This window comes from Mycobacterium sp. ITM-2016-00317 (genome assembly GCF_002968295.1).
Taxonomy (GTDB): domain Bacteria; phylum Actinomycetota; class Actinomycetes; order Mycobacteriales; family Mycobacteriaceae; genus Mycobacterium.
The window spans coordinates 4,153,506-4,169,869 of the sequence record NZ_CP134399.1; the positions used below are offsets into that span (position 1 = coordinate 4,153,506).

Here is a 16,364-nt window from a genome sequence, read left to right on the forward strand (position 1 = left end):
CGGGCCTGGGCGGCGTCACCATGCGGCCAGAATACCGGGGTCCCGGACGCGCCCGGAACCGATACGGTGACCGTGTGCCCCTGTCGCCCCCGGACCTGTCGGACATGTCTGTGGCGTTGCTCACCGACAAGTACGAACTGACCATGCTCGCCGCCGCGCTGCGCGACGGCACGGCGGCCCGGCGCAGCACGTTCGAGGTCTTCGCGCGCCGCCTCCCCGGCGGCAGGCGCTACGGCGTCACCGCAGGCACGGCCCGGTTCGTCGAGGCGCTGGCGCAATTCCGCTTCGACTCCGACGCGCTGGCCCTCCTTCAGGACTTCCTCGACGACGCCACGCTGGGCTTTCTGGCCGACTACCGCTTCACCGGTGACGTGGACGGCTACGCCGAGGGCGAGCTGTACTTCCCCGGCTCACCGGTGCTGTCGGTGCACGGCACCTTCGGCGAATGCGTGATCCTGGAGACGCTGGCGCTGTCGATCTTCAACCACGACGCCGCGGTGGCCTCGGCAGCGGCGCGGATGGTCAGCGCCGCGGCCGGACGCCCGCTGATCGAGATGGGTTCGCGCCGCACCCACGAACAGGCTGCGGTCGCCGCGGCACGGGCGGCATACCTGGCCGGTTTCACCGGCACGTCCAACCTCGCCGCCGCGCGGCGCCACGGCGTGCCCGCGCTGGGCACCAGCGCCCACGCGTTCACGCTGCTGCACACCACCGCGGACGGCACCCCCGGCGACTGGGAGAAGGCCGCGTTCCGGGCCCAGGTCGACGCGTTGGGCGTCGGCACCACCCTGCTCGTCGACACCTACGACATCACCGCGGGCGTCGCCAACGCGGTCGAGGTCGCGGGCACCGGACTGGGTGCGGTGCGCATCGACTCCGGCGATCTGGGGGTGCTGGCCCGTCAGGTCCGGGAACAGTTGGACCGGCTCGGGGCCACGGAGACCCGCATCGTGGTGTCTGGCGACCTCGACGAGTTCGCGATCGCGGCGTTGCGCGCCGAACCGGTGGACTTCTACGGCGTCGGCACCTCGGTGGTCACCGGGTCGGGCGCCCCCACCGCGGGCATGGTCTACAAGCTGGTCGAGGTGGACGGCATCGCGGTGGAGAAGCGCAGTAGCCACAAGGGATCTCACGGCGGCCACAAGCAGGCGTGCAGACTCGCCAAGCGTTCCGGCACCATCGTCGAAGAGGTGGTCCATCCCGCGGGCAGCCCACCGCCGGTGCCGGAGGACCTGAACCACCGCGAGCTGACCATCCCGCTGGTGCGCCACGGCGAACCCGTCGCCGATCTCGGGCTCGACCGCGCGCGGACCCTCGTCGCCGAGGGGCTGCACAGCCTGCCGTGGGACGGCCTGAGCCTGTCCAACGGCGATCCCGCGATCCCGACCCGCATGATCGCGCCCGTGCGCGGTCCGAGGTAGACGCCTGTGGAGGTCACCGACCTGTTGGCCACGGCGGTCGCCGGGCTGGGCGGCGCCACCCGCGAGGGGCAGATCGCGATGGCCGAGGCCGTCGCGCGCGCATTCGACACCGGGGAGCATCTCGCCGTCCAGGCCGGCACAGGCACCGGGAAATCACTGGCCTACCTGGTGCCCGCGATCGCGCACGCGCTCTCGGAGAACCGGCCGGTGGTGGTCTCCACCGCCACCATCGCGCTGCAACGGCAACTGGTCGATCGCGACCTGCCGCGGCTGGCGGACTCGCTGGCCGGGGCGTTGCCCCGCCGCCCCTCCTTCGCCTTGCTGAAGGGTCGCGGAAACTATCTGTGCCTGAACAAGATCCACAACGGCTCCGCGGCAGGCGTACCCGACGACCTGCCGCAGGAGGAACTGTTCTCGCCGGTGCCGAGCAGCGCGCTGGGCCGCGACGTCGCGCGGCTCACCGAATGGTCGGAGACGACCACCACCGGCGACCGTGACGATCTCAAACCCGGTGTGCCGGACCGGTCTTGGGCGCAGGTCAGTGTGTCGGCGCGCGAGTGCATCGGGATGTCGCGCTGCCCGTTCGGCACCGAGTGCTTCGCCGAACGCGCGCGTGGCCTGGCCGGCGAGGCCGACGTCGTGGTCACCAACCACGCGCTGCTGGCCATCGACGCCATCGGCGATGCCAACGTGCTGCCCGAGCACGAGTTGCTGGTGGTCGACGAGGCACACGAGCTGGTCGACCGGGTCACCGCGGTGGCGACCGCGGAGCTGTCGGCGACGTCGCTGGGCATCGCGCACCGGCGCGCCGCACGCGTGATCGCCCCCGACCTCGCCGAGCGGCTGGAGGCGGCGTCGGCGACGTTCTCGTCGGCGATCTTCGAGGCCCAGCCCGGCCGCCTGGACGTGCTCGGCGAGGAACTGGGCATCTGCCTGACGGCACTGCGCGACGCCGCGCACGCGGCCCGCACTGCGGTGGACACCGCCCCCAACGACCCGAAGACGACTGCGGCGCGGGCGGAGGCGGCCACCGCGCTCTCCGATGTCTGCGACACCGCCGCCCGCATCCTGGACTCGTTCGTGCCCGCGATCCCCCAGCGCACCGACGTCGTCTGGCTCGACCACATCGACGACGCCAGGTCCGGCAGCCGCGCGATCCTGCGCGTCGCGCCGCTGTCGGTGGCCGGCCTGCTGCGCAACCGGCTGTTCGGGCCGTCGACCGCGGTGCTGACCTCGGCGACGCTGACCATCGGAGGCAGTTTCGACGCGATGGCCTCGGCCTGGGGCCTCGCCGGCCCCCCCAACCAGGACGGCGAACGGGCGCCGGCGGCGGCGCGGGCCGCTGGCGGGGACTGGACGTCGGATCGCCGTTCGACCACAAGAAGGCGGGGATCCTCTACGTCGCCGCGCACCTGCCGCCGCCCGGGCGCGACGGCACCGGCTCGGCCGAGCAACTCGACGAGATCACCGCGCTGATCGAAGCCGCCGACGGCCGCACGCTGGGACTGTTCTCGTCGATGCGCGCGGCCAAGGCCACCGCCGAGGTGATGCGCGAGCGCCTCAAGACACCGGTCCTGTGCCAGGGCGAGGACACCACCTCGGCGCTGGTGCAGCGGTTCGCCGCGGACGAGCAGACCTCGCTGTTCGGCACCCTGTCGCTGTGGCAGGGCGTCGACGTGCCCGGGCCGTCGCTGTCGCTGGTGCTCATCGACCGCATCCCGTTCCCCCGCCCGGACGATCCGCTGCTGACCGCCAGGCAGCGCGCCGTCGCCGCGCGCGGCGGCAACGGGTTCATGGCCGTGGCGGCCAGCCATGCGGCGCTGCTGCTCGCCCAGGGCGCCGGCTGCTGCGCCGCGTCGACGACCGGGGCGTGGTCGCCGTGCTCGACTCCCGGATGGCCACCGCGCGCTACAGCAGCTACCTGCGCGCGTCGCTGCCGCCGTTCTGGGCGACGACCGACGGCACGGCGGTGCGGGCGGCGCTGCAGCGGTTGCGCGCCACGCACTGACCCGGCCGCCCGCCGCGACGCCGACGGGTCGCGGCGCGCGGTCACTATCCTGGCGGGAGGTTCGGTCGCGGTGGTCGTGCCACCGGCGGCACTGACGAAAGGCGGCGGTCATGGGCCCGTCGAGAAGCCTGCGCACGACGTTCGCCGTCGCGGTCGCCGCCGGCTCGCTGCTGGTCGCCTCCGGCTGCTCGACCACGCTGCAGGGCGAAGCCGTCTCGATTTTCGACGATCCGTTCCGGGTCGCGGGAATGCCCGCGACCGACGGACCGACCGGGCTGCGGCCCGGCGCCGAGGGCCCCGCCCGAGACCCCGAGGGCACCGACGGCGGCAGCATCGACGAACTCGCCGCGAGTGCGGTCACCGACATCGAGGACTACTGGGCGACGGCGTACGAGGAGACCTTCGACGAGCGGTTCCGGCCGGTGGCCGAGCTGATCTCCTGGGACGCCAACGAATTCGACGGAACATTCTGCGGCACAGAAACCTTCGGCCTGATCAATGCCGGCTACTGCTACCCCGAGAGAACCCTCGGCTGGGACCGTGGCGAACTGCTGCCCGGACTCCAGAGTGCCTACGGCGACATCGGCGTGGTGATGGTGCTGGCGCACGAGTACGGGCACGCCATCTCACGACTGGCCGGGCTGGCCCGCAACGACACCCCCACCCTGGTCGCCGAGCAGCAGGCCGACTGTTTCGCCGGCGCCTACATGCGCTGGGTCGCCGAGGACTCCTCACCGCGGTTCACGCTGAGCACGGGCGAGGGACTCAACAACGTGCTCGCCGGTGTGGTCTCGTTCCGCGACCCGGTGCAGTCCGAAGGCGATCCCGATGCCGGTATCAACGAGCACGGTTCGGCATTCGAGCGATTGTCCGCGTTCCAGTTCGGCTTCACCGACGGTCCACAGGCCTGCGTGGCCATCGACATGGACGAGATCGAACAGCGGCGCGGAGAACTGCCCGTGATGCTGCCCGAGGACGGGACCGGCGAGCTGCCGATCACCGAGAGCTCGGTGCGGGCGGTCGTCGACGCGATGGGAATCCTGTTCTCCCCCAACAACCCTCCCGCCCTGAGCTTCGACGCCGACTCCGCCTCGAACTGTCCGGGCGTGCGCGCCAGCCCGCCGGCCTCCTACTGCCCGGACACCAACACGATCGTCGTCGACCTGCCGGCACTGGAGGAGATGGGCGCACCGGCCGATCCAAGAGCGGCCGAGAACCTGGCCGCAGGCGACAACGTCGCCTACTCGGTGCTGGTGTCGCGATACATGCTGGCGCTGCAGCGCGAACGCGGCAGCCTGCCGCTCGACGACGCCGAGACCGCACTGCGCACGGCCTGCCTGACCGGCGTCGCGACCGTCAAGATGACCGAGGAGGTGACCACCCCCGACGGCGAGACGGTCGCGCTCACCGCAGGCGACGTCGACGAGGCGGTCTCGGGCATCCTGACCAACGGACTGGTGGCCAGCGACGTCAACGGCGACTCCGTACCGTCGGGCTTCTCCCGCATCGACGCCTTCCGCGTCGGCGTCCTCGGCGACACCGAACGGTGCTTCAGACGGTTCGCCTGAGCGGCCGCGACGTCACGCAGAGGTGACCAGACCGAGTTCGTTGTCCCCGGCCAGCAACCGGTGGTGCGGCAGCACCCGCACCGTGTAGCCGACGGACCCGGCGACCGACAGCGGCGTCGTCGCGGTGAAGATCTCCACGCCGCTCTCCGCCGTACCGGTGTGGACCATCTGCACGGTGGCCGGGGCGATCAGCGCGTCACCGGCGTCGACCCGCCCCACCACGGCCTGCACCACGACCTCGTCGGGCCGCAGGTCGCCGAGCGCCACCTGCGCGGTCAGGGTCAGCTCGGACCCCAGCAGCGGGGTGTCGGGCAGCCCGTAGCTGTCCACATCGGTGATCTTGATATGCGGCCACGCCTGCTGGGCGCGCATGCGGTACTGCGCGAGTTCGCGTGCCGCGCCGAACGGCACGGCGTACTCCGGCGTACCGCTCTGCCCGGGCTCGATCACCTGCCGCAGCGCCTGCGCGGCGGGCAGGTAGTACTTCTGGGTGTAGTCGCGCACCATCCGCGAGGCGAGCACCTTGGGGCCCAGGACCTGCAGCGTGTGGCGCACCATCTCCACCCACCGCGTCGGTACGCCGCCGTCGTCGCGGTCGTAGAACTTCGGCGCGACGGCACGCTCGAGAAGGTCGTAGAGCGCGGCGGCTTCGAGGTCGTCGCGCCTGCCCTCGTCGGCCAGGCCGTCGGCGGTCGGGATCTCCCAACCGTTCTCGCCGTCGTACCACTCGTCCCACCAGCCGTCGCGGATCGACAGATTCAGCCCGCCGTTGAGCGCGCTCTTCATCCCCGACGTGCCACATGCCTCCAGTGGGCGCAGCGGGTTGTTCAGCCACACATCGCAACCGTGGTACAGCTTGCGTGCCATCGAGATGTCGTAATCGGGCAGGAACGCGATGCGGTGCCGCAGGTCTGCCCGGTCGGCGAACCGCACGATCTGCTGGATCAGCGCCTTGCCGCCCTCGTCGGCCGGATGCGACTTGCCGGCCACGATCAACTGGATCGGCCGCTCGTCGTCGAGCAGCAATCTCGTCAGGCGTTCCGGGTCGCGCAGCATCAGCGTCAGCCGCTTGTAGGTGGGCACGCGGCGGGCGAATCCGATGGTCAGAATATTCGGATCGAAAGCCGTTGCCACCCAACCGAGTTCAGCATCGGAGGCACCACGCTCCAGCCAGGACCGGCGCAGCCTGGCGCGCACGTCGGCGATCAGCTCGGCACGCAGCTGGGATCGGATCCACCACAGATGGCCCGAGTCGACCTGCTGCAGTCGCGACCAGGACTCCATCTCCCGCAGCGGGCTCAGGTCCCCGCTGCCGAGCAGTTCGCGTCCCAGCTCCAGCCACTGCGGCGCCGCCCAGGTCGGCGCGTGCACGCCGTTGGTGATCGAGCCGATCGGCACCTCGTCGGCATCGAATCCCGGCCACAGCTCGTTGAACATCGCCCGGCTGACCCGGCCGTGCAGCAGAGACACCCCGTTGGCGCGCTGCGCCAGGCGCAGGCCCATGTGCGCCATGTTGAACTTCGTCGGATCGTCCTCCGCGCCGAACGCGACAATGCGCTCCAGCGGCACACCGGGCAGCAGCGGGGGTCCGACGGAGGACGTGGCGTCCGATCCGGGCCCGAAGTAGCGCTGCACCATCTCCACCGGGAACCGGTCGATGCCCGCCGCCACCGGCGTGTGGGTGGTGAACACCGTGGACGCGCGGACCACCGCCAGCGCGGTGTCGAAGTCCAGGCCGGCCTCGATCAGCTCGCGGATGCGTTCGGCGCCCAGGAAGCCGGCGTGTCCCTCGTTCATGTGGAACACCTCCGGCGCGGCCAGGCCCTCCAGCGTGGTGAACGCACGGATGGCACGCACCCCGCCGATGCCGGCCAGGATCTCCTGCCGGATCCGGTGCTCCTGGTCGCCGCCGTAGAGCCGGTCGGTGACCGAGCGCAGCTCGTGCTCATTCTCCGGGATGTCGGAATCCAATAGCAGCAACGGGATTCGGCCCACCTGCGCGATCCAGACCCGGGCGTGCAGCTGCGCTCCGGCCGGCAGGGCGAGTTCGATCAGCACCGGTGCGCCGGCAGCGTCGGTGAGCAGGCGCAACGGCAGCCCCTGCGGGTCCAGCGACGGATAGCTCTCGTGCTGCCAGCCGTCGGCGCTCAGCGACTGCCGGAAGTATCCGGAGCGGTAGTACAGCCCGACCGCGATCAGCGGCAGACCGAGATCCGATGCCGATTTCAGATGGTCGCCGGCCAGGATGCCGAGGCCGCCGGAGTAGTTGGGCAGCACCTCGGCGACCCCGAACTCCATCGAGAAGTAGGCGATGCCCTTGGGCAGTTCGGCGGTCTTCTCGCCGGCGAGTTGCTGGTACCACAACGGCCTGGTCAGGTAGTCGTCCAGATCTGCGGCCAGCGCGTCGAGGCGCTGCACGAACGAGTCGTCGGCGGCCAGTTCCTCCAACCGGGCCGGACCCACCTGGCCGAGCAGCGCGACCGGGTCGCCGACCTGCTGCCACAGCCGCGGGTCGATCGCGGCGAACAGGTCCTGGGTCGGTTTGTCCCAGGACCAGCGCAGATTGACGGAGAGCCGCTCGAGCGCGGCCAGCGGCGCGGGTAGATGGGCGCGAACGGTGAACCTGCGAAGAGCTTTCACGCGACTTCACCTTACTGACGTGAACGCGCCGCCGGGTGCGGTCACGCCCGCGGGCGGGCGAAGACTCGATGCCCGCGGGCGGGCGAGACCTGATGACCGACGAAAGGTGATGCCCGACGAAAGGTTGAGTCGGACACTACGGTGGGTATAGGGCGCGACAGGCAAGGACGCGTGGCAGTCGCCATGCGGTGCTGATCGAAATCGTAGGGAGTGCCAGGGAGTGATCGCGTGACCGCCGGTCGTATCGAGATCGATGACGTCCAGCCCGTGGTGTCGGAAGGACGCTTCCCGGCCAAAGCGGTCGTCGGTGAGGTTGTCCCGGTGACCGCCACCGTGTGGCGGGAGGGCCACGACGCAGTAGACGCGACCCTGGTGGTCCGCTACCACGGGACCGCCTATCCCGCGCTGGCCGACGAGCCGCCGGGCCGGGTGCGGCCCGCCGAGGTGGTGCCGATCGAGGATTTGGTCAATCCGTCTCCGCGGGTGCGCCCGCTCGCCCTTCCGATGGACACCGGCCGCACCCCGGACGTGTTCCACGGCCAGTTCGTCCCCGACGAGGTGGGGCTGTGGACGTTCCGCGTGGACGGGTGGGGCAATCCGCTGGCGACCTGGCGCAAGAACGTGACGGCCAAACTCGAAGCCGGCCAGAGTGAAGGCGAACTCGACAACGACCTTCAGGTCGGCGCCCGGCTGCTGGAACGCGCCGCCACGCGTGTGCCGCGCCAGGACCGTTTTCCGCTGGCCGAGGCGGCTGCCAGGCTGCGCGAGCCCGGCGACCCGTACTACCGGGCCGGAGCAGCGCTCGCACCCGAGTTGACCGCGCTGCTCGACCAGTATCCGCTGCGTGAATTCGTCACCCGGGGCAAGCAGTACGGCATCTGGGTCGACCGCCCGCTGGCCCGGTTCAGCGCCTGGTACGAGTTCTTCCCGCGCTCCACGGGCGGCTGGGACAGTGCGGGCAACCCCGTGCACGGCACGTTCGCCACCGCCATCAAGGCGCTGCCGCGGGTGGCCAGGATGAACTTCGACATCGTGTACCTGCCCCCGATCCATCCGATCGGCAAGGTGCACCGCAAGGGCCGCAACAACAGCGTCACCGCCGCCCCCGGCGATGTGGGGTCCCCGTGGGCGATCGGCAGCGACGAGGGCGGCCACGACGCCGTGCACCCCGACCTGGGCACCATCGAGGACTTCGACGAGTTCGTCGGCGCGGCGCGCGACGAAGGCCTCGAGGTGGCCCTGGACCTCGCGCTGCAGTGCGCGCCGGACCACCCGTGGGCCCGGGAGCATCCCGAGTGGTTCACGGTGCTGCCCGACGGCACCATCGCCTACGCGGAGAACCCGCCGAAGAAGTACCAGGACATCTATCCGCTGAACTTCGACACCGATCCCACCGGCCTGTACGAAGAGGTCCTGCGGGTGGTGCTGTACTGGGTGTCCCACGGGGTCAAGGTGTTTCGGGTCGACAACCCGCACACCAAACCGCCGAACTTCTGGGCGTGGCTGATCGGCGAGGTCAAGAACGTCGACCCCGACGTGCTCTTCCTCGCCGAGGCGTTCACCCGGCCGGCGCGGCTGTTCGGACTGGCCAAGCTCGGGTACACGCAGTCCTACACGTACTTCACCTGGCGCACGGCCAAGTGGGAACTGACCGAGTTCGGCGAATCGATCGCCGAGCACGCCGACTACTGCAGGCAGAGTCTGTGGACGAACACGCCCGACATCCTGCACGAGAGCCTGCAGCACGGCGGTCCCGGGATGTTCGCGATCCGCGCGGTTCTCGCGTCGACGATGAGCCCCACGTGGGGGATGTACTCGGGCTTCGAACTGTTCGAGCACCGCGCGGTGCGTGAGGGCAGCGAGGAGTACCTGAACTCGGAGAAGTACGAGCTGCGACCCCGCGACTACGAGGCCGCGGTGGCCGACGGCGAATCCCTGGAGCCGTTCATCACCCGGCTCAACGAGATCCGCCGCCTGCACCCCGCGCTGCAGCAGTTGCGGACCATCAAGTTCCACCACATCGACAACGACGCGCTGCTGGCATACAGCAAGTTCGACCCGGTGTCGGGCGATCAGGTGCTCGTGGTGGTGACCATCAACCCGTTCGGCCCGGAAGAGGGGACGCTGTGGCTGGACATGGAAGCGCTGGGCATGGACCAGCAGGACCGCTACTGGGTACGCGACGAGATCTCCGGCGAGGAATACCAGTGGGGCCAGGCCAATTACGTGCGCCTGGACCCGGCGCGGGCTGTGGCCCACGTGTTCAACATGCCGCAGGTTCCCGCTGACCAACGAGCCAACCTTCTGCGTAGGGAGTGACGACATGACCAACGCGTCCAATCTGGAGAAGAACCACATCGACAGCCCGCATCTGCGGCCGCACACCGCCGACCTCAACCGGCTGCTGGCCGGTGAGCATCACGATCCGCACTCGATCCTGGGCGCCCACGAGTACGGCGACCACACGGTGATCCGTGCCTATCGACCGCACGCGGTCGAGGTGGTCGCGCTCATCGGCGGCAACCGCTATCCGTTGCAGCACATCGAATCCGGCCTGTTCGCGGTCGCGGTGCCGTTCACCGGCCTGATCGACTACCGGTTCCAGATCAGGTACTCCGAGGACGAGTCGGCGTTCGTGCACACCGTCGCCGACGCCTACCGGTTCCTGCCCACGCTGGGTGAGGTCGACCTGCACCTGTTCGGTGAGGGCAGGCACGAGCGGCTGTGGGAGATCCTGGGCGCGCATCCGCGCAGCTTCACCACCGCCGACGGCGAGGTCGACGGCGTGTCGTTCGCCGTGTGGGCGCCCAATGCCAAGGGCGTCAGCGTGACCGGCGACTTCAACCACTGGGGCAACGAAGCCCAGATGCGGGTGCTCGGCTCCAGCGGCGTGTGGGAACTGTTCTGGCCCGGGTTCCCCGAGGGCGGGCTCTACAAGTTCCGGGTGCACGGCGCCGACGGCGCGGTGACCGACCGCGCCGACCCGATGGCCTTCGCGACCGAGGTGCCGCCGCAGACCGCGTCCCGGGTGTTCGAGAGCGACTACACCTGGAGCGACGACGAATGGATGAGCGGGCGCGCACTGCGTAACCCGGTCTTCGAGCCGATGAGCACCTACGAGGTGCACCTGGGCTCCTGGCGACCGGGCCTGAGCTACACCGAGCTGGCCGAGCAGCTCACCGAGTACGTCGTCGAGCACGGCTTCACCCACGTCGAGATGCTGCCGGTCGCCGAGCATCCGTTCGGCGGATCGTGGGGCTACCAGGTCACGTCCTACTACGCGCCGTCGTCCCGGTTCGGCTCCCCCGACGAGTTCCGTTACCTCGTCGACGCGCTGCACCGGGCAGGCATCGGCGTGCTCGTCGACTGGGTGCCCGCCCACTTCCCCAAGGACGCGTGGGCGCTCGGCCGTTTCGACGGCACCGCGCTCTACGAGCACGGCGATCCGCGCCGCGGCGAGCAACTGGACTGGGGCACTTACGTTTTCGACTTCGGCCGGTCCGAGGTACGCAACTTCCTCGTCGCGAACGCGCTGTACTGGCTGCAGGAGTACCACATCGACGGATTGCGGGTCGACGCCGTAGCGTCGATGCTCTACCTCGACTACTCGCGACCCGAGGGCGGCTGGTCGCCGAACATCTACGGCGGCCGGGAGAACCTAGAGGCGGTGCAGTTCCTGCAGGAGATGAACGCCACCGTCCACAAGATCAACCCGGGCATCGTCACGATCGCCGAGGAGTCGACGTCCTGGCCCGGCGTCACCCGTCCGACGAACCTTGGCGGACTTGGCTTTTCGATGAAGTGGAACATGGGCTGGATGAACGACACGCTGGAGTTCATCAAGCGCGACCCGATCCACCGCAGCTACCACCACCACGAACTGACGTTCTCCCTGCTGTATGCGTTCAGCGAGAACTTCGTGCTGCCCATCAGCCACGACGAAGTGGTGCACGGCAAGGGCACGCTGTGGGGCCGGATGCCGGGTGACGACCACATGAAGGCCGCGGGCATCCGCAGTCTGCTGGCCTACCAGTGGGCGCACCCTGGTAAGCAGTTGCTGTTCATGGGGCAGGAGTTCGGCCAGCGCGCCGAATGGTCCGAGGAACGAGGCGTGGACTGGTTCCAGCTCGACGAGCAGGGCTTCTCCGGCGGCATCCTGCGCATGCTGTCCGACGCCAACGACATCTACCGCAGCCGTCGTGCGCTGTGGTCACGCGACAGCCAGCCCGAGGGCTACTCGTGGATCGACGCGAACGACTCGGCGAACAACGTGCTGAGCTTCCTGCGGTTCGGTGACGACGGGTCGATGATGGCCTGCGTGTTCAACTTCTCGGGTGCCGAGCACGCCCGCTACCGGCTGGGCCTACCGCACGCCGGGACGTGGCGCGAGGTGCTCAACACCGACTCCGACAGCTATCACGGATCGGGGATCGGCAATTACGGCGCGGTCGAGGCCACCGACGAACCGTGGCACGGCAGGCCCGCGTCCGCGGTGATGGTGCTGCCGCCGCTGGCCGCGCTGTGGTTCGAGCCAGTCCCACCCGAGACGGCCGCAACCCCCGTCGAGCCCTGACCCCGCTCCCGCCGAACGCAATTTCGGCGGGAAGGTCAGTAGAGGGCGTTGGCGAGGTTGCGCGGCCGGCGACGACCTCCGGGTCGGCCGGATCGAACAACTCGAAGAGCTCGATCAGGCGCGTGCGCACCCTGGTGCGGTCGTCCCCCGCGGTGCGCTTGACCAGGGCGGTCAGCCGCGCGAACGCGGCGGCGATGTCCTGCTGCATGATCTCGACGTCGGCGGCCGCGAACGCGGCGTCGATGTCCTCCGGTGAGGCGTCGGCGAGCGCGACGGCGTCGCGGGGGTGGGTCGTCGCCCGCTGCAGGAAGGCGATCTGGCGCACTGCGCCCTGAGCTTCCGGGTGGCCCGGGTTGGCGTCGAGGATCGCCTGGTAGGCACTGCGCGCGGCATCGAAGTCGCCGGCGTCGAGATACGCGCGGGCCTGTTCGACCTCGGGGTCGACGGTCTCCTCGGCCTCGGCTCCGGCTGCGCCGCCGAGCTTTCCGGCCGTCGCGTTGAGCAGCGAGTCGATCCAGCGCCGCAGCTGCTCGGGCGGCTGCATGCCCTCGAAACTGGACAGCGGCCTACCGCCGGCCAGGGCCACCACGGTCGGCACCGCCTGGACACCGAACATCTGCGCGACCCGCGCGGTGGTGTCGACGTTGACCGTCGTGTATGCCCACTTGCCGCCGTCGGCGGCGGCAAGGGAGGCCAGCGCCTCGCCGAGCTGGACACTGGAATCGCTGCGGGGCGACCACAGCAGCACCACCACGGGCAACTCGGTGGAGCGGACCAGCACCTCGGCTTCGAGGTTGGTTTCGGTGATCTCCACGCCGCCGGGGCTTGCGCCCGGCGTGCCGGCACCGGCGGCGGCCGGGCGTTGCTTGAGCGCCGACAGGTCGACAGCTCCCGCCAGCGCAGGCGAGATTCGGGGTCCAGGTCGTGTCACGTGAACAATTTTGTCACGCCGATTCGGATACCGATGCCCCCGGTCGACCGAGCTCTGCGGATACCGGCTGGGAACCCAGCCGGCCGCTGCGATCTGCCCATATGAGGAAGATCACACTGCCCAATGGCACGATGCTGCCCAGCAACGCCAGCAACCAGGTTGCGATGCCCCATTTGTTCACGATCCCGACGACCAGCGCGGCCACACCGAACGCGACGAACACGGCGCCGTGCGCCGGGCCGAACACCTTCACCCCGATCTCGGTGGGTGCGGAGTGCAGGTACTTGAAGTACATCCCCATCAGCAGCCCGACCCAGCTGACCGCCTCAGCGAACGCGATCAACCGGAACCAGCCCGCTGCGGTGCGGAGGTCGTATGCGCTAGTCATAGCGGCCATTGTGCCCGACCGGACGGCCGGCTACTACAACGTGTCGTTGACGTGCCGGCGTCAGGGCCGGCGCAAGACCAGCGCGTCGCCCTGTCCGCCCGCGCCGCACAGCGCGGCAACCGCGTAGCCGGAGCCCCGGCGCGCGAGTTCCAGGGCTGCGTGCAGCGTGATGCGGGCGCCCGACATCCCGATCGGATGCCCGATGGCGATCGCGCCGCCGTTGGTGTTGACCTTCTCCTCGACCGCGGCCTCGTCCAGCCCGAGTTCCTTGGTCGAGGCGAGCGCGACGGCCGCGAACGCCTCGTTGATCTCGATGACGTCGACCTGGTCCAGCGAGATGCCTTCCTTGGCGACGGCCTTCTTGATCGCGTTCGCGGGCTGGCTCTGCAGCGTGGAGTCCGGGCCGGCGACCACACCGTGGGCGCCGATCTCGCACAGCCAGGTCAACCCCAGTTCCTCGGCCTTCGCCTTGTTCATCACGACCACCGCGCACGCTCCGTCGGAGATCTGCGACGCCGAACCGGCGGTGATGGTGCCGTCCTTGCGGAACGCGGGGCGCAGCCCGCCGAGCGACTCGGCGGTGGTGTCGGCGCGGATGCCCTCGTCCTCGGTGAACTCGATCGGGTCACCCTTGCGCTGCGGGATCTCGACCGGCACGACCTCGTCGGCGAACACCCCGTCCTTCCACGCCCGGGCGGCCTTCTGATGCGACGCCGCCGCGTACTCGTCCTGCTGGGCGCGGGTGAACTGGTCGACGTCGTTGCGCTGCTCGGTCAGCGCGCCCATCGGCTGGTCGGTGAAGACGTCGTGCAAACCGTCGTAGGCCATGTGGTCGACGGCGGTGACGTCGCCGTACTTGTAACCGGACCGGCTGTTGACCAGCAGGTGCGGCGCCTGGCTCATCGACTCCTGACCACCGGCGACGACGACGTCGAACTCGCCTGCGCGGATGAGCTGGTCGGCCAGCGCGATCGCGTCGATGCCCGACAGGCACATCTTGTTGATGGTCAGGGACGCGACGTCCCACGGGATGCCTGCGGCGACGGCGGCCTGGCGGGCGGGCATCTGGCCGGCGCCTGCGGAGAGCACCTGGCCCATGATCACGTACTCGACCAGATCGGCGGGTACGTTGGCCTTTTCCAGGGCCCCTTTGATCGCCACGGCACCGAGGTCACTGCCCTTGAAATCCTTGAGCGAACCCATGAGTTTGCCTACCGGCGTACGGGCTCCAGCAACGATCACCGATGTCGTCATGACGACCTCCAGACTTGTTTCAGACGGCTGCAAAGAGGCTATACGGGCGCACAAGCTATTCGAAACTGATCTTGTTAGGTTACCTTTGCGTTATGACCGCCGAGCAGACTGACGCCCGTCCGGCACTGGCCACTGCGCTGGTGACCGGAATCGACCATGTCGGCATCGCCGTGCCGGATCTGGACGTCGCGATCAAGTGGTACCACGACCATCTCGGCATGATCGTGCTGCACGAAGAGGTCAACGAGGAGCAGGGCATCCGCGAGGCGATGCTGTCGGTCCGCGGCGCCCCGGTCGGCAGCCCGCAGCTCCAGCTGATGTCCCCGGTCGACGACAGCTCGACGATCGCGAAGTTCCTCGACAAGCGCGGTCCCGGCCTGCAGCAGTTCGCGTACCGGGTCAGCGACATCGAGGCGCTCAGCGAACGTCTGCGCGAGCAGGGCGTGCGGTTGATCTACGACGCCCCCCGCCGCGGCACCGCGAACTCGCGGATCAACTTCATCCACCCCAAGGACGGCGGCGGCGTGCTCATCGAGCTCGTGGAGCCCGCCTCGGGCGAGGACGCCGAGCACTAGTCAGGCCGGCGCTAAGACCAGCGGCGAGTCGGCCCGCGCGTCTGGCGGTGCCCCCAGCACGACGTGTGCCAGTGCCGTCGATCGTCGACGCGGCCGCCACCGTCGGCCGGCCACACCACCAGGTGCGCTGTAGCGGGCCTGATCTCGTGGTCGCAACCCGGGCACCGGTAGACCTTGGTCGCGCGTGCGGCCGACACCGGGCGTACCTCGTAGTCGTCGCCGTCGGCACCGACCTCGATGCGCCGCGGCCCGGGTAGCGGATCGCGCACGGGGGCCGGCTTGCGCGGGACGCGCCGCTTGCCCATCAGTGCCACCCGCTCATCAGAAGAGTCGGAACTCGTCGCTGTCCATGCCGCGCATTTTGTCGTAATCCAAAGTCACACAACGGATTCCGCGATCAGTCGCGAGCGTACGGGCCTGCGGCTTGATCTGTTGCGCGGCGAACACCCCGGCCACCGGCGCCAGCAGCGAGTCCCGGTTGAGCAGATCCAGATAGCGGGTGAGCTGCTCGACGCCGTCGATCTCGCCGCGCCGCTTGATCTCCACCGCCACCGAGCGTCCCTGCTCGTCCCGGCACAGCAGGTCCACCGGCCCGATCGGGGTCATGTATTCGCGGCGCACCAACGTGTATCCGGCCCCGAGCAGTTCGACGTGCTCGGCCAGCAGCGCCTGCAGATGCGCCTCCACACCGTCTTTCACCAGACCCGGATCGACGCCCAGTTCGTGGCTGGAATCGTGCTCGATCGCCTCCACGGTGATGCGCAGCTGCTCCCCTGCCTTGTTCTCCACCACCCACACCGGGGTCTCGCCGTCGGGCTGTTCGACGATCCAGCAGGGCGGAGACATCCAGTTCAGGGGCTTGTAGGCGCGGTCGTCGGCATGCACGCTGACCGACCCGTCCGCCTTGAACAACAGCAGCCGACGGGCCGAAGGCAGGTGGGCAGTGAGCCTTCCGACGTAGTCGACGGTGCACTGGGCGATGACGAGACGCACCGAACCACCATAG

The 16,364-nt window shown here is 69.5% G+C and carries 10 protein-coding genes and 2 pseudogenes; 6 read left to right on the forward strand and 6 right to left on the reverse strand.

Translation table 11 applies throughout. From position 1 onward, the window contains the following. Nucleotides 1-20 precede the first annotated feature (20 nt). From C6A87_RS19805 to C6A87_RS19815, 3 genes and pseudogenes are all read left to right on the forward strand, one after another. A complete protein-coding gene (locus C6A87_RS19805; RefSeq protein WP_396836908.1) occupies nt 21-1,421 on the forward strand; it encodes a nicotinate phosphoribosyltransferase in 1,401 nt (466 codons plus the stop codon). A 6-nt stretch (nt 1,422-1,427) separates the two neighbouring features. Next, nucleotides 1,428-3,429: pseudogene (locus C6A87_RS19810) on the forward strand (ATP-dependent DNA helicase). A gap of 110 nt (nt 3,430-3,539) precedes the next feature. Continuing rightward, nucleotides 3,540-4,997: a peptidase gene (locus C6A87_RS19815; RefSeq protein WP_311113829.1), complete on the forward strand. Its 1,458-nt coding sequence runs from the start codon at nt 3,540-3,542 to the stop codon at nt 4,995-4,997. A gap of 12 nt (nt 4,998-5,009) precedes the next feature. On the opposite strand, the gene glgP is transcribed toward C6A87_RS19815, so the two are convergent. Next, entirely contained in the window at nt 5,010-7,637 is a 2,628-nt protein-coding gene (gene glgP, locus C6A87_RS19820; RefSeq protein ID WP_311113830.1) for an alpha-glucan family phosphorylase, read from the reverse strand. A gap of 228 nt (nt 7,638-7,865) precedes the next feature. Here glgP and C6A87_RS19825 point away from each other — a divergent pair, with 228 nt between their 5' ends. Both C6A87_RS19825 and glgB read left to right on the forward strand, forming a co-directional pair. Then, nucleotides 7,866-9,956 (forward strand): alpha-1,4-glucan--maltose-1-phosphate maltosyltransferase, encoded by a 2,091-nt coding sequence (locus tag C6A87_RS19825; protein ID WP_311113831.1) that lies wholly within the window; start codon nt 7,866-7,868, stop codon nt 9,954-9,956. Nucleotides 9,957-9,960: 4 nt separating this feature from the next. Then, nucleotides 9,961-12,210, forward strand: coding sequence for a 1,4-alpha-glucan branching protein GlgB (gene glgB / locus C6A87_RS19830; protein WP_311113832.1), 2,250 nt, complete (start codon nt 9,961-9,963; stop codon nt 12,208-12,210). Between the two features lie 35 nt (nt 12,211-12,245). Here glgB and C6A87_RS19835 read toward each other — a convergent pair. The 3 genes and pseudogenes from C6A87_RS19835 to C6A87_RS19845 form a co-directional block, all read right to left on the reverse strand. Next, nucleotides 12,246-13,141, reverse strand: a pseudogene (locus tag C6A87_RS19835) (tetratricopeptide repeat protein). Nucleotides 13,142-13,154: 13 nt separating this feature from the next. After that, a complete protein-coding gene (locus C6A87_RS19840) occupies nt 13,155-13,538 on the reverse strand; it encodes a DUF3817 domain-containing protein (protein ID WP_311113833.1) in 384 nt (127 codons plus the stop codon). A 51-nt stretch (nt 13,539-13,589) separates the two neighbouring features. Next, a complete protein-coding gene (locus tag C6A87_RS19845; protein WP_311113834.1) occupies nt 13,590-14,783 on the reverse strand; it encodes an acetyl-CoA C-acetyltransferase in 1,194 nt (397 codons plus the stop codon). Between the two features lie 92 nt (nt 14,784-14,875). On the opposite strand from C6A87_RS19845, the gene mce reads away from it, so the two are divergent. Continuing rightward, the gene (gene mce, locus C6A87_RS19850) at nt 14,876-15,358 is read left to right on the forward strand and encodes a methylmalonyl-CoA epimerase (protein WP_311113835.1); all 483 of its coding nucleotides are present in this window, start codon (nt 14,876-14,878) and stop codon (nt 15,356-15,358) included. An 11-nt stretch (nt 15,359-15,369) separates the two neighbouring features. On the opposite strand, the gene C6A87_RS19855 is transcribed toward mce, so the two are convergent. Continuing rightward, nucleotides 15,370-15,663: a hypothetical protein gene (locus tag C6A87_RS19855; protein WP_311113836.1), complete on the reverse strand. Its 294-nt coding sequence runs from the start codon at nt 15,661-15,663 to the stop codon at nt 15,370-15,372. A 16-nt stretch (nt 15,664-15,679) separates the two neighbouring features. Then, a complete protein-coding gene (nucS, locus tag C6A87_RS19860; protein ID WP_311113837.1) occupies nt 15,680-16,351 on the reverse strand; it encodes an endonuclease NucS in 672 nt (223 codons plus the stop codon). Nucleotides 16,352-16,364: the final 13 nt, after the last annotated feature.